General features: G+C 36.3%; 13 protein-coding genes. 7 read left to right on the top strand and 6 right to left on the bottom strand.

Annotated features, from left to right (window positions below):
- Positions 1-123 precede the first annotated feature (123 nt).
- From MY04_RS13280 to MY04_RS13270, 3 genes are all read left to right on the top strand, one after another.
- Positions 124-1,194, top strand: coding sequence for a DUF1573 domain-containing protein (locus MY04_RS13280; RefSeq protein WP_084005876.1), 1,071 nt, complete (start codon positions 124-126; stop codon positions 1,192-1,194).
- A gap of 412 nt (positions 1,195-1,606) precedes the next feature.
- Positions 1,607-4,630, top strand: a complete 3,024-nt coding sequence (locus MY04_RS13275; RefSeq protein ID WP_066210255.1) for a SusC/RagA family TonB-linked outer membrane protein — start codon at positions 1,607-1,609, stop codon at positions 4,628-4,630.
- Between the two features lie 98 nt (positions 4,631-4,728).
- On the top strand, positions 4,729-6,105 hold the full coding sequence (locus MY04_RS13270) for a RagB/SusD family nutrient uptake outer membrane protein (RefSeq protein WP_066210253.1): 1,377 nt from the start codon (positions 4,729-4,731) through the stop codon (positions 6,103-6,105).
- 234 nt (positions 6,106-6,339) lie between these two features.
- On the opposite strand, the gene MY04_RS13265 is transcribed toward MY04_RS13270, so the two are convergent.
- The 6 genes from MY04_RS13265 to ruvB all read right to left on the bottom strand — a co-directional run bounded on the left by MY04_RS13265 (position 6,340) and on the right by ruvB (position 17,341).
- Positions 6,340-7,821, bottom strand: coding sequence for an efflux transporter outer membrane subunit (locus tag MY04_RS13265; protein WP_084005875.1), 1,482 nt, complete (start codon positions 7,819-7,821; stop codon positions 6,340-6,342).
- Positions 7,781-10,942 carry an efflux RND transporter permease subunit gene (locus MY04_RS13260; protein ID WP_066210249.1) on the bottom strand — a complete coding sequence of 1,054 codons (3,162 nt, stop codon included), beginning with the start codon at positions 10,940-10,942 and terminating at the stop codon, positions 7,781-7,783. Before MY04_RS13260 ends, MY04_RS13265 begins: the two co-directional genes overlap by 41 nt.
- Positions 10,942-12,123 (bottom strand): efflux RND transporter periplasmic adaptor subunit, encoded by a 1,182-nt coding sequence (locus MY04_RS13255; protein WP_066210246.1) that lies wholly within the window; start codon positions 12,121-12,123, stop codon positions 10,942-10,944. Before MY04_RS13255 ends, MY04_RS13260 begins: the two co-directional genes overlap by 1 nt.
- A gap of 238 nt (positions 12,124-12,361) precedes the next feature.
- Complete coding sequence (gene glpK, locus MY04_RS13250; protein WP_066210244.1) at positions 12,362-13,858, bottom strand: glycerol kinase GlpK; 1,497 nt, start codon at positions 13,856-13,858, stop codon at positions 12,362-12,364.
- Between the two features lie 132 nt (positions 13,859-13,990).
- Complete coding sequence (locus MY04_RS13245; RefSeq protein ID WP_158297696.1) at positions 13,991-15,976, bottom strand: tetratricopeptide repeat protein; 1,986 nt, start codon at positions 15,974-15,976, stop codon at positions 13,991-13,993.
- 333 nt (positions 15,977-16,309) lie between these two features.
- Positions 16,310-17,341 carry a Holliday junction branch migration DNA helicase RuvB gene (gene ruvB, locus MY04_RS13240; RefSeq protein WP_066210239.1) on the bottom strand — a complete coding sequence of 344 codons (1,032 nt, stop codon included), beginning with the start codon at positions 17,339-17,341 and terminating at the stop codon, positions 16,310-16,312.
- Positions 17,342-17,439: 98 nt separating this feature from the next.
- Between ruvB and MY04_RS13235 the strand changes: the two genes are divergently transcribed.
- The 4 genes from MY04_RS13235 to MY04_RS13220 all read left to right on the top strand — a co-directional run bounded on the left by MY04_RS13235 (position 17,440) and on the right by MY04_RS13220 (position 24,647).
- Positions 17,440-18,675, top strand: a complete 1,236-nt coding sequence (locus MY04_RS13235) for a M16 family metallopeptidase (RefSeq protein WP_066210237.1) — start codon at positions 17,440-17,442, stop codon at positions 18,673-18,675.
- A 2-nt stretch (positions 18,676-18,677) separates the two neighbouring features.
- Positions 18,678-19,736, top strand: a complete 1,059-nt coding sequence (gene porQ, locus MY04_RS13230) for a type IX secretion system protein PorQ (protein WP_066210236.1) — start codon at positions 18,678-18,680, stop codon at positions 19,734-19,736.
- 26 nt (positions 19,737-19,762) lie between these two features.
- Positions 19,763-21,136 carry an ATP-dependent protease ATPase subunit HslU gene (gene hslU / locus MY04_RS13225; protein ID WP_066210234.1) on the top strand — a complete coding sequence of 458 codons (1,374 nt, stop codon included), beginning with the start codon at positions 19,763-19,765 and terminating at the stop codon, positions 21,134-21,136.
- Between the two features lie 379 nt (positions 21,137-21,515).
- Positions 21,516-24,647: a SusC/RagA family TonB-linked outer membrane protein gene (locus MY04_RS13220; protein WP_084005874.1), complete on the top strand. Its 3,132-nt coding sequence runs from the start codon at positions 21,516-21,518 to the stop codon at positions 24,645-24,647.
- Position 24,648: the final 1 nt, after the last annotated feature.

Here is a 24,648-nt window from a genome sequence, read left to right as displayed (position 1 = left end):
CTAAATATATTGCATGACATCATTTTATGGTGTCATGTTTTTTTATGCTTAAAATACGCTTAATTCTTCAAAGCTTCTGTTTTAGTCATTATATTTGACGCTCAGACTTTGTTTCCCCATAATATGATTAAAAAGTTATTTGCCTTCCTTATGTTAATCTTCGGATTAACCCTTACTACTTTTGCACAGTATGTACATTTTGAATCGGATAGTGTATTCTTAGGAAAACTATCGCATACAGAAGATACCCTTACCCAATCTTTTCCATTTGTTGTAGACGGAGCTTCGAGCGTACAGATTGATACTGTCATTGCAGATTGTGCATGTTTGCTACCAGAATACCCTTCAAAAGAACTTAAAAAAGGAGAAAAGGGGGAAATTAAAGTGGCTTACGTTCCTTATAAGGCAGGGCCTTTTTCTAAAGAAATCATTGTAAAGTTTAAAGATAAATCGGTAGAGCAAGTCGTGAAATTTGCGGGTTTTATCCGACCTTATAAACTTTCTGCAGAACAACTTTTCCCTTATGAAAACGGAGGTATCCGATGGGGACATAAAAAAGTGAGTTTTGGTAATCTAACTGCGCAAGGCATTACATCAAAAACAGTTTATTTTTATAATGATACTGATGATACACTGTATTTTGAAAAACCGTCTTTATTGCCTGATCATCTAGGGATCTTAATTGATAGTACTCGCTATAGTGTGGGGCCAAAATCAGAAGGTTCGTTTGAATTATTTATCAAACCAGAAGATAGAGCAGAATTTGGATATGCTCAAGATACTATCAATTTAGTTTTGTCTAATCGTCAAGAAGATATCAAAAGTAAATTTGTAGTTTCAGCATCAATTCATTACCCTGAATCTCAAGGTGATGGTCCAAAGCCAAAAATGAATTTATCTAATACGTACATCAATTTAGGAAATGTAAAAAATGATGGTCAAAAGATTGTATCATTCTCTGTAATGAATACAGGTGAAGTTCCATTGAAAATATTAAAAGTGGAAGCAAATCATGGTTTGGAATTACTTAGTGTAGAGGATGAAAATGTACAGCCTTTGGAATCATCAAATATAAACTTGCGCTTTTTGGAAACAGCTAGAACGGGTAAAGAGGTGAGGTCGTTTACCATTTTTACGAATGATCCTACAGATCCTGTGACGATTATTTCTGTAAAAGCGAATGTGGTGAAATAGGAAAATCACACATAAATATTCTCAAAAAAGCCGAATTACTTTTAGTATGTGATTCGGCTTTTTTATTTATTTATTTCTTAAAAATGAAGTAAAGCTTTAGTTAAATTAATTTAAGCGTTGTTATCGAAGTATTTATTTTTGATAAAAAGACCTTTTCATCTTAAACTCACTTGATTTAGAATTTTAATATCGATTCATAAAAAAAGTAGAAAACTGTCCTGTTTTTAACTTTCAGTAAATCAGTTGATAATAATTTCTATTTACAATTATTAAGCATACGGTGTTGAAATAATTATAAGTGTTATTGTGTCACTTAATTTTTTATTTATACATTTGGTTGACCAATGATTGGTACACTGGTCAACCAAAATAAAGTATGAAAAGTTAAAAGTGAACACATTTTTTTAATCCAATGTTAAAATTATTACTTCAAAAATGGCGTTTGTCGCATATCATTTTATTGATGACACTCGCTAGTTCTTCAATCTATGCACAAACAAAAATTTCTGGTACAGTCATCTCTCAAGAGGGTAGTCAACCTATCCCAGGCGTATCAGTTTTAATCAAAGGAACAACAACAGGTGCAGTAACAGACTTTGATGGAAAGTACACTTTAATGTGTAACCCCGAAGATGTACTAGTTTTTAGTTACATCGGTATGCTTACTCAAGAAGTAGCAGTAAAAACACAAACCAAAATTGATATTACCATGGCAGAAGATGCCCAACAATTAAGTGAAGTTGTTGTGGTTGGTTATGGCGTTCAAAAGAAATCTCACCTTACGGGTGCTGTAGCAAAATTGGAAAACGATAATTTGGAAGAAATTCCTGTTGCTCGTGTAGACCAAGCTTTATATGGTAAGCTAGCAGGTGTCCAAATTCAAACTACAGACGGAGATGCTGGAGCAACACCTTACATTCAAATCCGTGGTCAAGCAACTATTAACGCAGGAAATGGACCACTTATCGTAGTAGATGGTTTTCCAATTCCAGATGATTTATCTGCTGTGGATATGAATGATGTGGCATCTATCGAAGTCTTAAAAGATGCAGCTTCTGCTGCTATCTATGGTTCGAGAGGTGCAAACGGTGTAATCATCATCACAACGAAAGAAGGTAAAAAGGGTAAAATGAAAGTTTCCCTGACTTCTAATTTAAGTTTGAGCACGCCAGCATTGGAATATGGATTGTACAATCCAAACTCATGGGCTGATTACGCATTAAACCGTCCGGGAATCTCTGAAACAAATCGAAACCAGATTAAACAAGCACAAGAGATTGGCTATAATTATGATGCGAACGACATTATGACTAGGAATGCTTTCTCTCAAACGTATCAATTAAACTTGAGTGGAGGAACGGATAATGTTAATTATTATATTTCTGGTCAAGCATTAGACAACCAAGGTATTGTTGAAGGAAACGACTACACTAAATATTCAGTAAGAGCGAAAATAGATGCAAAACTGAATGAAAGAGTAAAAGTAGGTATCAATATGAACGTTTCTTCTCAAAGCAGAGACCGTATTGAAGTAAGAATGCATGATGTAGGACGTTCAGCGTCATGGTTACCCACTCATCATAACGAAATGACTTCAGCATTAACAGGTTACCCTGTAGGATCTTGGGCAATGGAAGATCATTTTAATACTTCTGCTAATCCGAATTATACAGGGGTGACTATCCGTAATACCAACAACGTTAACGGTTACGCTAAATTAACGGGTAAGCCTAAAAACGAGCAGACGACTCGTGCTTTTGTCAACTCATATTTATCTGTAAACATTGCAGATGGATTAGATTTTAAGACCACTCTAGGTGCTTATTACACTGATTTCAATCGAAATTTCTTCGAAACGACTTACGGTCACCGTAACGGAAATCCAGAGGCACATGCAGTACACCAAAATACAGTCAACTTACTAAATGAAAACATCTTGAGTTATAATAAAACATGGGGTGATCATCAAATTTCTGCTATTGCAGGTTTTACTGCTCAGACAAATAGAAGACAAAGTCAGGAAATTAGAGGTAATGGATTTTTAAATGATAAGGTGAGAGTCATCTCAGCAGCATCAAATATTTGGTTACATGATGCTTATGAAACGGGCGATAACTTAGCCTCTGTCCTTTCCCGTGTAAACTATGCTTACAAAGATAAATACCTGGTTTCATTAAGTTCAAGATGGGATGGTAGTAGCCGTTTTGGATCAAATAATCGTTGGGGATATTTCCCAGCAGCAAGTGTGGGCTGGAGAGTTTCAGAAGAGCCATTCTTCCAAGGGATCAGAGAAGTGATTAGTGAAATGAAATTATCAACATCATACGGTACTACAGGTAATAACGCTATTGGCGATTACTTACATATCGGTAATATGGTGGCTGACAATTATGTTGGTGGCGGTGATAATATCGTTCCGGGATATATTCTTGATAATAAATCAAATAATGATTTGGGTTGGGAACGTACGTTTGAATTCAATACGGGTGTCGACTTCGGATTCTTTGATAACCGCATATTATTAGGAGTTCAATATTACAGATCAACAACAGATCAATTACTTCTTGAAATGGATATTCCTGCAACATCTGGTTTTGAGCGCCTTTGGGTGAACCAAGGTAAAGTAAGAAACAGTGGTTTGGAATTGGAATTAACCACTAGAAACATTGATAAGGATAATTTCTCTTGGACAACAAATGCGACTATTACAACGACTAAAAACGAGGTGTTGAACTTTGGTGAACATGAGTCGTTCCAATCGACATGGGATTCTAAACGTCCCGCTCACTTTATGACACAAATAGGATCACCAATCTCTCAGTTCTATGGATATAGAGTGAAGCAAGAATTATCTGCAGAGGAGTTCCAAGTATATTGGCCAATCGGTGTGCAAGCAAGTAGTGTATATGTGCAAGACTTAAATGGAGATGGAGTAATTGATGAAAACGATATGGAAGTACTTGGACAAGCAAACCCTGATTTTGTTTGGGGCTTAACCAACAACTTGAGATACAAAAACTTCGATTTATCATTTACTATTCAAGGGTCTCACGGTGCATCGGTTCTAAATATTGATGACCATTATTTAGAAACTCACTGGGCAGGATCAAATGATAAGGATGGTGTAAATGTATTAGATCCTGATGCAACAAGATTGAAAACTGAAACAGATTGGCACGTTCAGGATGCATCATACATTGCATTACGTAACCTAACTTTCGGTTATAATTTCCCTATGACGAACAGTAAAGCATTTAGAAGTGCTAGAGTATTCTTTGCAGGAAGTAATTTATTCTACATCACTGCGAAAGGGTATACAGGGTTGAACCCAGAAGGTATTAACGATGCTTTGACTACTGCTTATACGCGTGGTTACCAAAGAGGACCAATGCCTGTGGCGAAGACTTTCTCATTAGGTCTTAAACTAGACTTTTAATCAATAAACAACACATCATCACGGTCTTTTTTTGACAACAGACAAGTATTAAATAAAAGGCCGTGTTTTACTTCTTACATAGAATTAAGACGACAATAATGAAACTAAAAAATATATTATCTGCAGCTTTGTTCGTGTCAGCATCAATGGGTATGACAAGCTGTGAAAGCTTCTTGGACTTAACACCTCCTACTACTATTGGTGAAAACAATTTCTTCGAAACTAACGATGAAATTGAATCAGCTACTATTGGTATCTATGCAGGCTTACAAGAATTTACGAACCAAGCTTGGGCCATCGATGGAATCTGTGATGATAATACTTTCCCTGGTACAGAAGGATTCTATAATCAAATGAATACTTTTACCTTCAATACATTTACGGGTTTCTTTTATGATTATTACAGATTATCGTACATGACGATCAACCGAGCGAATATGGTTTTAGAACATGTAGATAAGGTCACTGAAGAAAACCTCAGAAATCAACTTAAGGGTGAAGCCTTGTTCTTGAGAGCTTATTTGTATCATCAATTAGTACAAGCATATGGGCATGTTCCTTTGGTGCTAACTCCTATTGCTCATGATGATTACACTGCAATGAGGAATGATAAAACTGTGGCAGAAATTTATACTCAGATTTCAGCAGATTTAGAAATGGCTATACCATTACTTCCTGCATCATATAATGGGAGTGATTTAGGTCGTGCAACTTCTTGGGCAGCTAAAGGTATTTTGGCTAAAGTGAGAATGAATACAGATAATAATTCAGGTGCTAAATTATTATTGGAGGATATTATCAATAATGGTCCGTTCTCTCTTCAAGAAGATTATAAATCAATTTTTGAGAACGAAATGAACAGTGAAATCTTATTCGCGGTTCGTTATAGTGCTGGTAATAATGAGCATCAGACATTCTCTTATGAGTTTAGTGCAAGAGGTACTTTTGGTGGTGTTCAAGCTACTCAATCGTACTTGGATTTATTCGATGCTACTGATATTCGTAAAGATGCTAGTTCAGGAGAAGATCAAGGTAAAATAGTGGTCGATAAATATAGCTCTGTTGGAGCAGATGCAGAACAATCTGGTGTTGATTGGGTGGTTTTACGTTTAGCAGATGTGAAATTATTGTATGCAGAAATTCTAAATGAGGAAGGTAATCAGCAAGGAGCAGTTGATATTATTAATGAGATTCGTACTCGAGCAAAAGCTTCTGTTGTAACCGCAACTACACCTGCAGAGGTAGCAGAAGCAGTGGCTTTGGAACGTCGTTTGGAATTGGCGTTTGAAGGACATCGTTGGCAAGATTTAAAACGTTATGGAATGCCTTACGCTATGGATGCTATAAATGCTTACTATTTATATGATGATATAAATGGAGGTGATATTCAAGAGTTACATAAAATCTTCCCACTTCCTCAAAGAGAAGTAAACGTTTCTCAAGGAGCGATTATCCAGAATGAAGGATATTTATAATAGCATATGATTGATTTATGATAGAAGCCTAATACTTTTAGGTGAAAAAGGCTACCATGTAAAAGTGGTGGCCTTTTGTGTTGTATTAATAACTATTGATAAGCTTATCAAAGCATTGACTTCATCTAATTCAAGGGTAATGAGTAATTTTTAATAAAGGTTACACAAAAACAAAAAGAGGTTGATTCAAAATTTTTGAATCAACCTCTTTCTTATTTATAAGGCTTAACAATACTAGTTATTTTGCTGTTCTGCTTCAGCCTTTTCTTCTCTTGTGATCCATCCACCACCTAAAGCTTTATAAAGCTGAATGTATGAAACCAAGATTCTACTTTTGACATTAATAAAGTTAAGTTCCGCTTCGAATGCCTGACGTTGTTGTTCCAAGTATTCTAAGTAACTCGTAACACCTCTATCGTAACGTTCTTTTGATAAACGCTCAGCATTTCTAGCTGCTCTAACATGACGCTCTCTTGCAATAAGCTCTTCTCTGTAGTATTGTACCGAGGCCAAAGCATCTTCTACTTCTTGGAAAGCTAATATTACAGATCTTTCATATTCTGCAATTGAAGCTTCCAATCTAGCTTTTTCTACTTCAACTCTACGTTTGTTTTTACCCCATTGGAAAAGTGGTCCTACGATTCCGGCACCTAGGTTCCAAGCTCCCGCAGCTGAGTTTGTTGTACTTAAAAACTCTGTTGCTGCTCCGGCAAAACCTGTTAAACTAATAGTAGGAAAACGTTGTGCAATAGCTGAACCTACTTTGGCATTTTGAGACATAATAGCATGCTCAGCTCTTTGTAAATCGGGTCTTCTCAATAAAAGATCTGAAGGAATACCGGCAGGGATAATTGGCGGTTTCTTTTGATCATCTAATTCGAAATCTACTAGGAAACCTCTCGGGTTTTCTCCCAATAATACCGCCAAAGAGTTTTCAGACAATGCGATAAGTCTTTTGTAGGTTGGTACAGAAGCTGCTGCAATTGCCTGCTGAATTTGCGCTTGGTTCAAATCAATCTCTGGTATATAACCAAATTCATATCGGTCGACCATAATTTGAATAGAGCTGTCTCTTGAAGCCAATGTTTCTTCAGCAACTTTTAAACTTGCGTGATTTTCAAGAAGTCGAATGTAGGCTTCGGTTACCCCAGCAATAACTGATAATTGTACCGCTCTAAGTCCATAAAGCGTACCTTTATAATCGGCCATTGCTGCCTCAGAAAGTCTTCGGTTTTTACCCCAAAGGTCAATCTCCCAATTTAATTGAGCACCCCCGTAGTAACTTAATGCAGCACCTTGTGGATTAACAAACCCACTGTAATTACCATAATTTACACCGGCAGCATATTCTAAACCTGGACGAGTTTGTACTTTTTGCATACGGTACAACTTCTGAGCCTCTTCAATACGTTGCATTGCTATATCAACATCTTGATTATTTTCAAGAGCAGTAACAATTAATGTATCAAGTAGTGGATCACTAATAAGTTCCCACCACGCAATAGTATCAGATGCAGTACTTACTAAAGTATCCGTACCAAAGCGATAATCAGCTGGAGTGACAACATCCGGAGACTGATAGTCTTTACCCATCTTACAACTCCACATGAGTTGTGAAGCGAAGAGGAGTATGAATATTTGTTTGAAATTTATATTTCTAAGTATGTTCATCTTTCTATGCTTCTGATGTGTTCGATTTTTCTCTATCTTTTTCATAACCTGCAATTTTACCTACAAGCACGAATAACATTGGATATAAGAATAGACCTAAAATGGTTGCCATACCCATACCACCAAGAAGTGCCATACCCATTACTTTACGTGCCTCTGCACCTGATCCGGTGGCAACAACCAATGGTAAAACACCTAGGATAAATGAGAAGGCCGTCATTAAGATAGGACGGAATCTTAGTTTTGCAGATTCTAATGCCGCATCAAATAGAGACAATCCTTCATCGAATTTTAATTTGGCAAATTCGACAATCAGAATGGCGTTCTTTGCAGCCATGGCAATCAACATTACTAATGATATTTGAGCAAATATGTTGTTCTCGTAACTTTCACTAAAGAATCTTGCTACCCATAATAGGAAGAAGGCACCGAAAATGGCGAATGGAGTTCCCAATAGAATACTAAATGGCATCGACCATGATTCATACTGGGCTGCAAGAATCAAGAATACGAAGATTAATGAGAAGGCGAAAATGATAAATACAGATCCAGATGATTTCTTTTCTTGGTAGGACATGCCGTTCCAAGAGAAAGTCATGTTATCAGGAAGTACTTCTTTCGCTACTTCTTCTAATGCATCCATTGCTTGACCGGAACTGTATCCTTTGGCAGGAGAACCGGTAACTTCTACAGAACGAAGTAAGTTAAATCGGTTTGTAAATTCTGGACCACTAATTTTTTCAACATTTACTAAAGTTGATAAAGGAACTTTTGCCCCACTTGCCGATTTTACATAGAACATATCCAACTGTTTCTCATCGTTTCTATATTCAGGCTCTGCTTGTACATAAGCTCTGTATAGACGACCAAAACGGTTGAAGTCGTTAATATAAGATCCTCCAAGGAAGGCAGCGAATGTGGTATAAACATCATCCAGACTAACGCCCAATTTTAAGATCTTATCTTTATTTATATCAATAAATCTTTGAGGTACACTAGATTCAAAAGTAGTAAATGCCATACCAATTTCTGGTCTTGCATTGGCCGCTTTAATGAATTCATTGGTGTAATTGGCTAGATAATCTGGGGTATTACCTCCTTTATCTTGGATCATGATACTGAAACCTGATCCATTACCTAAACCTGGAATGGCTGGAGGGCCAAAGGCAAAGATTTTTGCTTCATTAATTTGTGTAGCAAATAAATAATTTAACTTATTCACTACCTGCTTGGCTGTTAATTCTCTTTCATCCCAACTTTTTAAAGTTACGAAGAAGAAAGCCGAGTTAGTAGAGTTACTACTTGAAAGAAGTGAATAACCTGCTACTGTAGTGTTCATATCGATTTCAGGAACTTGAGCAACGATCTTTTCAACTTTTTGGGCTAAATCGTTTGTTCTCTGTAATGATGAAGCTACTGGTAATTGAGCGTTGATATAGATGTATCCTTGATCTTCTTCAGGAATGAAACCAACAGGTACTTTAACACCTAACCATCCTGCAGCTAGTAGTGTAACTCCTATAAATGCACAACTCATCAAAATCTTACGAGTGGCAATTTTAGTTACACTGAGGTATGATTTTGTAGATCTATCGAAAACGTTATTGAAGACCTTAAAGAATGCTCCCAATGGACCACCAACAGGTTCTGTTTTTCTTAGTATCAATCCACAAAGTGCAGGTGATAATGTCAGGGCGTTTAGTGAAGAGAAACATACTGAAACTGCTACTGTAATGGCAAATTGTTGGTACAATCGACCGGTAATACCCGACATGGCTGCCACTGGAATAAATACGGCAACAAGTACTAGAGTAGTGGCAATTACAGGAGCGGTTACTTCGCCCATTGCTTTATTGGTAGCGTCCTTAGGACTATACCCTTCTTCGAGATATACCTGTACGGCGTCTACTACTACAATGGCATCATCCACTACAATACCAATGGCGAGTACAAGACCGAGAAGTGATAGTACGTTAATTGTAAATCCTAAGAGTGGGAATAGCATAAATGCCGCCACTAGGGATACTGGAATCGCCATTGTTGGTACCAATGTAGCTCTCCAGTCTTGGATAAACACATATACTACCAATACTACAAGTAGTAGGGCAACGAATAATGTTTCAATAATTTCGTTGATACCCGCTGTAATAGGTTTTGTCGAATCAAGTGATACTTTATAATCAATACCGTTAGGGAAGTCTTCTTTTAGTGCTTCCATTTTAGTGATCATTTGATCTGCTAAATCTACCGCATTTGATCCTGGTGCTTGATAAATGGCAATTACAGCACAGTTGTTACCGTTCAGACGAGTAAATGCTGAATATGTTTCAACACCTAATTCAATTCTAGCTACATCGCTTAATAGTACTCGGCTACCATCCTTGTTGGTTCTAACAACGATGTTCCCAAATTCTTCTTCTGATTGAAGACGGTCTGGAAGTAGTACTGTGTAAGTGAATTCTGTACCTTTAGGAGCAGGTTCGGCACCAAATTTACCACCTGGAACAATTACGTTCTGATTAGAGATCGCATTCTTGATTTCAGGGATAGTTAAATTCAGTTTGGCTAATCTATCTGGTTTCACCCAAATACGCATCGAATAATCTGATGTACCTAGTACAGCAACACTACCAATACCTTTTGTTCTTGCCAACACGTCTTTGATGTTAATCAAAGAGTAGTTACCTAAGAAGTTTTGATCGTATCTACCATCAGGAGAGGTCAACGTGATCAACATTAAGATGTTTGGAAGTGACTTTTCTGTTTTCACACCTGTTCTTTTAACGGCATCCGGAAGTTTAGGAGTGGCAGTAGCTACACGGTTTTGTGTAAATACCGTACTCATATCTGGATCTGTACCGATTTCAAAAGAAGTTTGGATTTGTAAAGTACCATCGTTAGAGTTGATGGACTTCATATAGATCATGTTTTCTACACCATTAATTTCTTGTTCCAAAGGTGTAGCTACAGATTGTTCTACGTTAAGTGCACTCGCTCCTGTATAAGTTGCAGATATTTTTACAATAGGAGGAGTAAGGTTGGGGTACTGTTCAATAGGAAGTCCTAGAATCGAAACACCACCAACGATGGTCATGATAATGGCAATGACCATGGCGACAATCGGTCGCCTCACAAAAAAGTTTGATTGAATTTGTTCCTTGCTCATTATGCTCCTTCGTGCTGTGATTCGAATTGAACTACTTTGTATTTGATTGTTGCTCCTTCACGAACTTTTTGAAGTCCTTCTAGAACAATCTTTTCTCCTTTTTTCAAGCCCTCTCTAACAAGGAAGTAATCTTTGTAAGAGTGTCTAGCTAATTTGATAGCTCTTTGAGCAACTTTTCCTTCTTTGTTAACAACAAACACGGAATATTTGCCTTGGAATTCCATTACGGCTCTTTGAGGAACCAACACACCATCTTTTACAATTTCAATGGTAGATCTCACCTTGGCAAATTGTCCAGGTCTAATTAGTCCTTCGTTATTAGGGAATGTCGCTTGAATTAAAATGGCACCTGTATTCGCATCTACATTACGATCTAGGAAATCGAAATGTCCTTTATGATTATATACTGTGTTATCAGAGAAAATCAAATCTAACTTATTGACATCCTCATTTTCGCTTTGTCTTCTTTCGTTTTCTTTGTTATTAATAGAATAACGAGCTAATCTTAAATAATCATTTTCATTGATGTAGAACCTCACATTTACTGAATCGATTCTCGAAACTGTATTCAAGATTACTGGGTTAGGGTCTCTACCAACGAATTCACCTACTTTAGCTTCAGTTCTACCGATGATACCAGAAATTGGCGATTTAATAGTCGTATATCCCAATTCGATTTGAGACATTCTTAAATTCGCCTTAGCTGCAGCAACCATAGATTCGGCAGCATCCTTTTCTGCTTGGGCAGCATCAAGATCTGATTTTGAAACGGCATTTTTTTCTGCCAAAGGTTTAATTCTGGCTAAATCGTTTTTAGCTCGTATTAAAGTAACTTCCGCTTCTGCTAATTTACTTTTTAACATAGTTACTTCAGCAGCATATGTCTGAGGATCGACTGTATATAACAGTTGACCTTTTTTTACTCTGCTACCTTCTTTGAAGTGAATACCTTCCAAGTAACCTTCTACTCGAGAACGGATAGGAATATCTTTTGTACCATAAACTTGGCCAACAAAAGATTTTGAAATGGGTACATCTTGAACGATCACTTCTGTTACAGGAATTTCGATTTCAGGAAGTTGAGATGTAGGTTTCTCATCTCCTCCACAACTCATCAAAAAGTTTGTAATCAGAAAGAGCGTTACTAGTTTTAAAACGGCTCTAAAGAAATTAGATGTCATTATGTTAGGTTGTGTAGTTAAATGTTTACTATAGAATATCAATATGAGGTTTTCATCAGCTGATAAAAAACTCTTTAGAAAATAAGAGCAATATCACTTTTATCTTCATCGCACTAATTCAAAAGTCAACTTTTATCAGGGTACTCATTTTTAGTTTGGGTTAAAATGAGTGTAGAAAATTAAAGTGAATTGAATTAATAAAAATCTTAAAGCAAATTTATAGAATATTTGTAAATGATCAGTCTTTATCCCACGAAAAACTTCGTTTTACTCCTTTTTTCCATTGTTTATAAACTCTATTTTTAGATTCTTGGCAATTATCTGGATTAAATGTCTTCTCAACCGACCAAATTTTTTCCAATTCATCAATGTCTTTCCAATAACCAACAGCTAATTCTGCTAAAAAAGCAGCTCCCATAGCCGTTGTTTCCATCGTTTTTGGACGTACCACTTGAGTGGAAGCAATGTCACTTTGAATTTGCATCAGTAGATTGTTTGCAGAAGCACCACCATCTACTCTCAACTCTTTAGTCGATTTATTTGTATCTGCTTCCATCGCTTTCAAAACGTCATACGATTGGAATGCGATTGCTTCTAAAGTTGCCCGAACAATATGTCCTCTTGATGTTCCTCTTGTAAGACCTAAAATGGTACCTCTTGCATATTGATCCCAATGAGGAGCACCCAGTCCAGCCAATGCAGGAACAAATACCACACCTCCACTATCTTTTACCTCTTTGGCAATTTTTTCGGTGTGCTTTGCCTTTTTGATGATACCAAGACCATCTCGAAGCCATTGTATCGCGGCACCTCCAATAAAGACACTTCCCTCTAATGCATAGTTGGTGGTGTCTCCAATTTTCCAGGCAATTGTGGTTAATAATTTATTTTTTGAAACCACTGGTTTTTTTCCAGTGTTCATCACGATAAAGCAACCCGTACCATAAGTGTTTTTTGCCATGCCTTTTTTTAAGCAAAGCTGACCAAATAATGCCGCTTGTTGATCTCCTGCAATTCCGGCAATAGGAATTTTACTGGCAAATAAGGTAGTGGCTGTTTTTGCATACACCTCACTACTTGATTTTACCTCGGGCAACATTGATTTTGGAACATCAAAGATTTTAAGTAATTCATCGTCCCATTGTAGCTTATGGATATCAAATAGCATGGTTCTACTCGCATTGGTTACATCGGTAACATGTACTTTTCCTCGAGTAAGTTTCCAAATCAACCAACTATCCACTGTACCAAATTTCAATTTTCCCGCTATAGCCTTTTCTTTGGCACCCTTGACATTATTCAGGATCCAATTAATTTTACTAGCAGAGAAATAAGCATCGATGATGAGCCCCGTTTTATTACGAATCAAATCAGCATATTTCTTCTTTAATTTATCGCAAAATTTAGAGGTTCTTCTGTCTTGCCAAACAATAGCGTTATAAATAGGTTGTCCGGTATCTACATCCCAAACTATAGTCGTTTCTCTTTGGTTGGTAATCCCAATACCTGCAATATTTAACCCCGTTAAACCACCTTCAGCAATGGCTTCTGCAGCTACAGAAACTTGTGTAGCCCATATTTCATTGGGGTTGTGTTCTACCCATCCACTCTTTGGGAAAATTTGTTTGAATTCTTTTTGGGCGACAGAAATAATGTCACCTTTTTTATCAAAGATAATAGCGCGAGAACTTGTTGTTCCCTGGTCTAAGGAGAGTATATATTGGTTATCAGGCATTATAGTGATCATTAGTCGTTATTTACTTGAATTTTTTCCTAATATCTTTTTTAAGAAAAAATCACCCAAGTAACTATCACTAATTTAATAATATCTCTGATGTATAAAAAATGTATTTAGTGAATACAAATTTTATTTTTTGATTTTAAAATTGAATCCTAACACCAAGGTATCATCTGTGGCATTGTATTCTAGATCTTTTGAAGGAGATCTCCAATTCCAGTAAGTATTCTTCAGTTGTTTTTTCTGATCTGCCATATTTTGATGATGGATTTTAGATAATAATTTACGAAGGTTAGGCTCTTTAAACTTCTTATTATTTAAACCACCAAACTGATCAGAGAATCCATCAGAATACATATAAACCTTAGTATCTGATGTTAATTTCTTGCTATGTCTAACGAAAGTAGATTCTTTGCCTATTAGTGTATCACAGATAGACTTTTTGGTGCCTTTTATGTAATATTCTCCTTCCTCATCAATAATGTAAACAGGTCTTCTTGCACCAGAGAATTCTATAGTTTCTGTTTCAAAATTATAGGTGATAATAGAGGCATCTACACCTGTAAGGCTTTGCTCAATATTATTTTCATCCTTAATTCTATCATCCAATTCCTCAAGAATTTCATCTGGGTGAATAATTTCATCATTGATGATATCATTTAATGTTTTTATGCATAAAGTAGCCATCAAAGAAGCAGGGGCACCGTGCCCAGTACAGTCCATCAAAGTAATAAATAATCGACCGTGCTTGTACTCCATATGATATACATCTCCACTTACTTCTTGTATAGGTTGCCAAAAAATAAAATGATCTGGAATTACTTCTTTTACTCTATCAGATAAAGCAATTAATGAGTATTGAATTTTTCTTGCAAATCGTAAACTCTCAATAAGCTCGCTGTGTATTGAAGTAATCTCCCTATTCTGTTCTTTAATTAATTGATGCGTCTTTTTTCCTCTTTGGTGTATAAAGAAAATAAATACCATAAAAGTGAATAAAAACAAGCATAGGACAAGTAGGAAAATAGAAATACGATGCTGAAAAGAAATTTGCTGATTTTTAAGTAAGGTATCTTTATGAAGCTGATCGATAAGTAGTTTTTGTTCCTTCGATTCAAACTGTTTATTCAATTTAGCCATCACCTCTTTTTCTTTGGAATTATTTACCTTAGTATTTACTTCTGCATATAAAAGCTGATAGTTGTAGGCTTTTTTATAATCTCCGGAAGCAGATAAGCATTTATGAATTAAAAGGAGTGTGTTTCTATATTCTACCCTGTAGTGAGTACTTTGCTGATAATATTTTTCTGCTTTAAAAAGGTAAGTAATCGCTTGTTTATATTTTTTTTGATTGTATAGTATTTCCCCCTTTAAATATGAGGCTTTCATAATACCATTTAGATTATCAATTTGTTTGAAAACCTTTAGAGCTCTATTGATATAAGATTCTGCATGAACTAAATCTTCTTTCTCTATGTAGGTGTTTCCAATATTTGTAAGGGTCTCTGCTACTCTAAATTGTTGATTTCCTAATTCATCGAAAATATTTAAAGCCGTAAAGAAAAATTGTAAAGCTTCATCTTTCTTTTGCATTAAATGATAGACAGAGCCTTTATTACTATTCGCTAATGCAATTCCTTTTTGATCGTTGATTTCTCTACAGAGTACCTCCGCTTTATTAAAGTAATCGATGGCTGTTTCATAATCTCTTGTAATGAGCATCACTTGACCAATATTATTGCAGGCAATTGCTTGATCTTTTGGGAGATCATGAAGCTTATTTAATTCTAAATCTTTGAAGTAATATTCAAGTGCTTCAGTATAATCACCTTTAATTTTATGTGCAGCACCTATATTGTTATAAGCGATTGACATTCCAACATAATCATCATCCAATGCCAAAAATTCTACGGCTTTTTGATAAAAATGTATGGCTGAATCGTATTGATTGAGATATCTTGAATTTCTAGCAAGGGTGAGATATATATCGCCAGCTAATGCTTTTGATTCTTCTGATTTTATAAAGTCAATAGCTTTTAACCCTTCTATTTGACCTTTTTGGAATTGTCTATTTTTGTATAAACTTTTGGTTAAAAATAGGTATAGCTGTGCCATCTCTCCATTCATTTTGTGCCTACGAGCAATGACTAATCCTTCGTAGGACAATGAAATGGCAGAATCATATTTTTTTTCATTAAACAGGCGCGCAATTGTCGTGTTAAGAGAATCGAGTCCATAAAAATTATGGTGCTCAACTTTTTTTAATTTCTCAGAAGTAGCCTGTTCGTTAGTTTTATTACAACCGCTAAATATAAATATACTTGCAGTTAATAGTGACAGAAAGAATTTCAATTATCTAATGTTGATAGTGTTGTTAATAAAATACACACAAAGTGTACCATAAAAATAAAGGATTGAATCTAATTTAGACCAATCCTTTACCATTTCTTAAAACAATGACCCCTGATTTCCATCAGAAGGAGGTACAATACCCAAATGTTCGTATGCTTTTAAGGTAACTTCTCTACCACGAGAGGTTCTTTTGATAAATCCTTCTTGAATTAAAAAAGGTTCATAGACTTCTTCAATCGTCTCGGCTTCATCACCACAAGCTGTTGCTATTGTGTTGATTCCCACAGGGCCACCTTTGAATTTTTCGATGATGGTGGTGAGAATACGATTATCCATTTCATCCAAACCTCCTTGATCCACATTAAGTGCACCCAAAGCCATTTTTGCAATATCAAGATTGATGGTTCCATCTCCTTTAATCTCTGCAAAGTCTCTTGTTCTTCTCAAAAGATTATTTGATATTCTTGGCGTTCCTCTACTTCTTCTGGCAATTTCAAATGCAGCATCTTCATTAATTGGTGTCTGTAAAATTCCTGAAGATCTCTTTACAATCGTAGAAAGTAAAGCAGAATCATAATACTGCAGTCGCGCATTGATACCAAAACGAGCTCGAAGTGGTGCTGTTAATAAGCCCGATCTCGTTGTTGCTCCAATGAGAGTGAAAGGGTTTAAATCAATTTGTATGGTACGGGCACTTGGTCCCGAGTCCAACATAATATCAATTCTAAAATCTTCCATGGCAGAATATAAATATTCTTCCACAACAGGATTTAAACGGTGTATTTCATCAATAAATAATACATCGTTTTCCTCTAAGTTGGTTAAAAGTCCGGCTAAATCACTAGGCTTTTCTAAAACAGGGCCGGAAGTTATTTTTATTTCCGCCTCCATTTCGTTGGCAATAATGTTGGAAAGGGTGGTTTTACCCAAACCCGGAGGGCCGTGTAGCAAGACATGATCAAGAGGCTCACCTCTCTTTTTGGCTGCTAGCACAAATATTTTTAGGTTTTCGACAATCTTATCCTGACCGGTAAAGTCATCAAAGGAAAGGGGTCTTAATGCACGCTCAATATCTCGATCGGAATCAGAGAACCCAGAATTGTCACCATTTAAATAGTCTTCTCGCATATTGTAAAATCTATAGAAAACAAAGGTAGTAAAATGTTTTAAACCTTTGTATTGTGGTTAGGGTCTACTAACTTTATTGGTCAAATAAAAAATATAGAATGATTCACTTTAATGAGTTTGTCCTTGATAACGGTTTAAAGGTATTCGTATTGGAAGACCAAACGGTTGCTTCTGCAGTTGTCAATATAATGTATGATGTTGGCTCTAAGGATGAGGATCCTGAAAAAACTGGCTTTGCTCACCTCTTTGAACATTTAATGTTCGGTGGTTCAGTAAATGTGCCTTCATTTGATACTCCTATTCAAAAAGTAGGTGGATCTAATAATGCCTTCACTTCACCTGATATTACCAACTATTATATCACTTTACCTGCTCAGAACATAGAAACTGCCTTTTGGTTGGAGTCTGATCGTATGTTGAGTCTTTCCTTCGATCCTAAAGTTTTAGAGGTACAACGAAAAGTGGTCATAGAAGAATATAAGCAAAGGTATATTAACCAACCCTATGGTGATGTATGGCATATTTTAAGAAAAATGGCCTACAAAAAGCATAGTTACCAATGGCCTACTATCGGAAAAGAAATTAAGCATATTGAAGACGCTACTATGGATGATGTGAAAGCATTTTTCCATAAGTATTATGTACCTTCGAATGCTGTAATGGTGGTGGCAGGAAATGTGAAGACGGAAGAGGTGAAACGTTTAAGCCAAAAATGGTTTGGACCTATACCTGCAGGGGTGAAACCACTTCGAAATATTCCGATGGAACCAAAACAAACGGAAGCTAGATTCCAACAAGTTGAAAAGGATGTACCAATTGATATGTTATATAAAGTATGGCATATGGAAGGAAGAAAGGAAAAAGAATATTATACTTCCGATCTTGTAAGTGATTTATTGGGGAGAGGGAAATCTTCAATTTTATATCAAAAACTCGTTAAGGAAGAACAACTTTTCTCTGGTATTAATGCTTATATCACCGGATCATTTGATCCCGGTTTATTATGTATTACTGGTAAATTATCTGATGGCGTTTCACTGGAAGCAGCCAATCAAAGTTTAAACCAAGTAATCGAAGATTTCAAGAATACAGAATTTACTGAAGAGAATATGAATAAGGTGAAAAACTTGGCAGAATTCTCGATGACCTACGGGAAAACAGAAATTCTACCACGTGCCATGTCGATCGCTTTCGGTGCTTTACTTGGCAATCCTAATTTAATTAACGAAGAAGAAGAACTACTTAGAAATGTTCAGTTAGAAGATGTGATGACAAAAGCAAAGTCTATTCTGAAAGAAGAAAGTTGTTCTACACTTTTTTATAAGGCAAAATAATAATGAAAACTAACCTTCGTCTGTTCATTACTTCACTTCTTTTCTTATTTGTTCATCCATTATTTGCACAATTAGGCGGATCACAAGCGTTTAATTTTTTAAATGTAGCCAATAATGCAAGACAAGTAGGTTTGGGAGGTTTTTTAGTCTCCTCGGGATTAGACGATCCTAATGCGATGTTTTACAACTCTGCTTTATTAACAGAGGCATCTACCAATCAGGCATTCTTAAATTACTATGATTATCATATGACGGCAGGAATGACTTCTTTGGGATATGCTAAACAAGTAGGTGGTGGAATCGTAGGCATTGGTATGTCTTACATGGGTTACGGACAGTTCGATGGTTTTGATCAAAACGGGAATTATAACGGTACGTATACCGCCAACGATTATTGGTTTCAAGGAAGTTACACACATAAAGTAGGTGTGTTTTCTATGGGAGCGAATTTGAAGTTTGCTTCTTCCAGAATCGAAAGCTTTAATGCGAATGCTTTAATGGTGGATTTAAACGGAGCATTTATCCACCCCACCAAAGATTTAGTAGTCGGGTTAGCTATCAAAAACGCAGGGTTTGTTACCAAACAATACCAACCGAATGATGAGAGTGAACTACCATTTGATACACAATTAGGTGTTTCGTTTAAACCAGAAAGAATGCCCATTAGATTTTCAGTAACTTATCATCATATTCATCAATTTGATATTACTTATACAGACTCTTCTTTAAAAGGAGAAAAGGACGCTTTTGGCAACGATCTCTACGAGGAACCCTCATTTGCTGACAAATTGTCACGACATTTTGCATTTGGAGGTGAATTTGTATTAGGCAAAGTGTTGAACATTCGTGCCGGTTATAACGTCATGAGACGTCGGGAAATGGTTGCTCAGAATGTAAAAGGTCTAGCAGGCATGTCCTTGGGAGCGGCATTGAAGGTAAAAAAACACATCAATTTCGGTTACAGTGTGGCTTGGTACCATATTGCTGGACCAACCAACAGTTTGAGCTTATCGGTGGCAACGACGGGTTGGGATAAGAGAAAAAAGACTGTCATCGAATAAAATATTCACTTTAAATAAAAGACATTATGCTAGAGAGCTCAAATTATTTGACCCCAAGAGAAATTGTAGCAGAATTAGATAAATATATTATCGGTCAGAATGATGCCAAAAAGAACGTTTCTATTGCCCTAAGAAATAGATGGAGAAGAATGAATGTGAAAGGCGATCTTGGAAAAGAGATTATGCCAAATAACATTTTGATGATCGGTTCTACTGGTGTTGGTAAAACAGAAATTGCAAGAAGATTAGCTAAAGTAGCCAAAGCACCTTTCGTGAAAGTAGAAGCATCTAAATTTACAGAGGTAGGTTATGTTGGTCGTGATGTAGAAAGCATGGTAAGAGATTTGGTTGAACAATCTGTTAGCATGGTGAAGGAATTAAAGAAAGCAATGGTAGAAGAGAAAACGGCACAAGCTGTTGAGGACGCTATTCTAGATGCCTTAATTCCACCTTTAAAATCGGCACCAACTACGAATAATTCTGGAGAATATATTAATTCTGATCACGAGCTAAACGAAAAAACTCGTGAGCGTTTCAGAGAAAAATTAAGAGCTGGAGAATTAGAAGACCGTAAGATTGATGTTACAGTTGATAAGAACTCTGGTAATTTAGGCTTTATCGGTGGAGCTCCAATCGACGAGGGTTCTATGATGAACATCCAAGAGATGATCAGCGGAATGATGCCTAAGAAAAGCAAAAAACGTAAAATGTCCATTGAGGATGCACGTAAGATCTTGGTAGAGCAAGAAAGTGCAAAATTAATCGACATGGATGAGGTGAAAGATGAGGCGGTAAAACTTGCAGAAAACTCAGGTATTATCTTCATCGACGAAATTGATAAAGTAGCGAGTGGTGGATCGAAACAAGGAGCAGATGTTTCTAGAGAAGGAGTACAAAGAGACTTACTTCCAATTGTTGAAGGATCAGCTGTAAACACAAAGCATGGTGTTGTAAAAACAGATCATATTTTGTTCATCGCTGCAGGTGCTTTCCATTTATCAAAACCATCTGACCTGATTCCAGAACTTCAAGGTCGTTTCCCAATTAGAGTAGAGCTTCAAAGCTTAACAGAAAACGATTTTAAAGTGATCTTACGTCAACCTAAAAATGCCCTTACTAAGCAATATGAAGCTTTATTAGGAGCAGAAGACGTTCAACTTTCATTTAATGATGATGCATTGGATGAAATTGCAGTAATTGCTCATGAGATTAATGTGGAAGTAGAAAACATTGGTGCAAGAAGATTACACACCGTAATGTCTCACTTGCTAAATGATCTACTATTTGATGTTCCTGATGTAATAGGAGCAAATGCACAAATAGTGGTCACTAAAGAGATGGTTCATGAAAGACTTTCTGGATTAGTGAAAAACAGAGATCTTTCACAATACATACTGTAATTAATTAATCATTAATTATTTAAGTCCTTGTTAAGAAATTAGCAAGGACTTTTTTTATAACAATTCCACGATCAAACAGTTGTCTTGAAAAAGTTCAATTTTCTTAAAATAATATAATTTTTTCTTATCAAAAGAGTTCGAAAAGAAAATAATTATACGTAATATTATAAGTGAAAATTAGTTTTTTCTTCATCACCGATCAAAAGAGAAGAATGATCGCCCAAATTTTATTGATTTAAACCAATAAATACGCATTCGCAAAACTTTCTATTATAAACTGAGCGGACGCCCTAATCAACTTAACTCTTGTACTCTATCAAATATAGCTTTCCGGCGATGAAAAAAAGTAAACTGAATTTAAGTAAACATCAAAGAACGAATGAGATTAACTAAGACGCTTTGCTTTTTACTACTCTCTTTAATCACTTTAACCTATTCGTACGCCCAAGATAGAATCATTACAGGGACAGTTACTGATGGTGTTAAACCTTTGCCAGGAGTAACTATTGTTGTTCAAGGCACTAGAAGAGGAGGAGTATCTGATATCGACGGTAACTTTAAAATTTCCTTACAACCGGGCGATAACAAATTGGAATTTAATTTTATAGGTATGAAATCCCAAGTAATTGAAATTGGTAATCGAACCAGTTTTAATGTGGCTATGGAAGAAAATACCGAAGAACTCGACGAAGTAATTGTCACAGCCAATGCCATTGAAAGAGAAAAAAGAACTCTTGGTTATGCGGTAACTTCTGTGGATGGGGAAGAAGTAGATAGAGTAAAATCAACTAACTTTTTGAACTCTCTGTCTGGTAAAGTTCCAGGGGTACAAATTTCTCAGGCGTCTTCTAACCCTGGTGGATCGACAAGAATTGTGATTCGTGGTACGAACTCATTGAGTGGAGGAAACCAACCATTAATTGTTGTTGATGGTATTCCAGTAAGTAATACAAACATCTCTACAGGTAGTGGTATTCAAGGTGCTTTTGATGCAGGTAATGGTGCAGGTGAGATTAACCCGGCAGATATTGCTTCAGTAACTGTTCTTAAAGGGGCATCTGCAGCTGCACTATATGGTTCAAGAGCCGCCAACGGAGCCATTATTATTACAACCAAAAGAGGTAAAGCGAAAGAAGGACCAACGGTGAGTTTAAATTCTAGTGTGCGTTTTGAAACGCCGAACAGATTGCCGTCTTTCCAAAATAGATATGCACAAGGTTTCCATGGTAAATACGATAAAAATTCGGAGAACGGATGGGGACCAATTATTGATGGTCAAGTGGTTCCGATGTATGATTATGCTTCGGATACGGCCAATCTTCCGGAAAGTCAATGGCCATTGCAGACACTAGCCGCTTATCCAAATAATGTCAAAGACTTTTACGAGACCGGTTCACTATTTATTAACTCTATAGATGTTTCTTCTGCCACAGAAAAAGGAGATTATCGTTTAGGTTTTACTTCTATGAACCAAAAAGGTATTGTTCCCGGTGCAGGTTTAGATCGTTATACTTTCGCAGTAAATGCCGGTCATAAATTAAATAAAGTAATTAGCTCAAGAGTAGGTATGAACTACGTGCAATCTCAGACGCGTGGTTCAGTATCTCAAGGTGGTAACTCACCCAATGTATTGACATCAATTATTAACGGTATTCCAAGAACAACACCTTTAGAGCGATTACAATTAGTCGATGGAGAACAAAATCCGATTGGTCGTTTTTCAAATTCACCTTATTGGGTAGCAGAGAAAAATGGTAACGACGTCAATGTCAACCGTTTCTTCGGTTTTGGTATGTTGGAAGCGAAGGCAACAGATTGGTTGACATTTAGAGGTAGAGCGGGTTTAGATTATCGTGTGGATAAACGATTTACGCGATCAGCTAAAGGTACATTGGGAGCAATCAACGGTTCATTTGTAAATGATGACATGGAAAGAACCGAGTTGACCACTTCTTTAATGGCGACTATTCAAAAAGATTTTGGTGATAAATTTAAACTGACAGCCATTGTTGGACATGAATATAATTCGAGAGTATTTAAGAGAAATACTTTATCTGCATCAGAGTTATCAGTGTCAGAATTATATACACCAACCAATGCTAAAAACACTGTAAGTACAACCGATTTTGTAGAGCAAAGGTTATTAGGTATGTATGGTGATATATCACTTACTTACAACAATTACTTGACATTAAACATGACCATGAGAAATGATTGGTCATCGACACTGCCAAAAGACAATCGATCGTACTTCTATCCATCAGCTAGTTTATCATTTATCTTCTCAGAGGCATTAAATATTCATAATGATTTCTTCTCTTATGGTAAATTGAGATTAAGTGCAGCACAAGTTGGTAATGATACAAGCCCGTATCAATTGGATTATTATTACTACCCTCGTTCCTCTTATTTTGGTCAGTTTGGTACAACGAACAATTATCCATTTAATGGTCAAACAGCTTACGCAGCAACCAATGTTATTCCTCCAGAAAACTTGGTTCCGGAAAGACAGAACTCTTGGGAGATTGGTACTGAACTTAGCTTCTTTAATGGTAAAATTGGAGTAGACTTTACGTATTATCAAATAGAGACCAAGAACCAGATTCTAGCTGTACCTACACCAGAATCTACAGGTTATAATACCAAAAGAGTAAATGCAGGAGCTGTACAAAATAGAGGTATTGAATTACTACTATCATTTATACCAATTCAGAAAAAAGATTTTGAATGGAACTCCCAAATTAACTTTACACGAAACCAAAATAAAGTTACTGAGTTGATTGAAGGTTTGGATAAACTTCAAATTGCTTCTGGTTTTAATGGGGTTTCAGTTCAAGCCGTTCCTGGTGAGTCACTGCAATTACAAGGTGTTGGATTTAAAAGAGCTGAATCGGGAGAGATTTTGGTCGACCCAAATACTGGTTTGAGAATGCAGGGTGATGAAGAAACATTTGGTGAGATTCAGCCAGAATTCCTACTAGGTTTCCAAAATAGCTTTACATATAAAGGTGTTACTCTAAACTTTTTGATTGACTGGAATCAAGGAGGAAAAATGATTTCAAGAACTGTTGGCGATTTAAGATTTAATGGTCTAGCAGAAGAAACAGCAGTAAACAGAGAACAATCTTTCGTAGATAGAAATGCTTATATAGAATCAGGAGATGGTACAGTGAAGCCGAATGATATTTCAGTATCTCATCAAGATTTTTGGCAAGCGTATTCATCAAGTGGTATTGCCGAAGGATCTGTATTTGATAAGACATATGTGAAATTAAGAGAAGTAAGTTTAGCGTATACACTGCCTCAGTCTTTAGTGGCTAAATCAGGATTTATTAAATCTGTAGCTGTTGGTTTTGAAGCTAGAAACTTATGGATCATCTATAGTAAGATTCCTCATATTGACCCAGAAACCAGTTTATTCCAATCGGCAAGTGATGCCTCTGGAGCTGTGGAAATGGGTAGTTTACCTTCTACGAGAAGTTTTGGTGGTAACTTAAAATTAGTATTCTAAG

Source organism: Flammeovirga sp. MY04, from assembly GCF_001682195.2.
Lineage (GTDB): Bacteria > Bacteroidota > Bacteroidia > Cytophagales > Flammeovirgaceae > Flammeovirga > Flammeovirga yaeyamensis.
The sequence above is the reverse complement of the archived record's forward strand: the minus strand, read 5'-3'. Positions and strand labels throughout refer to the sequence as shown.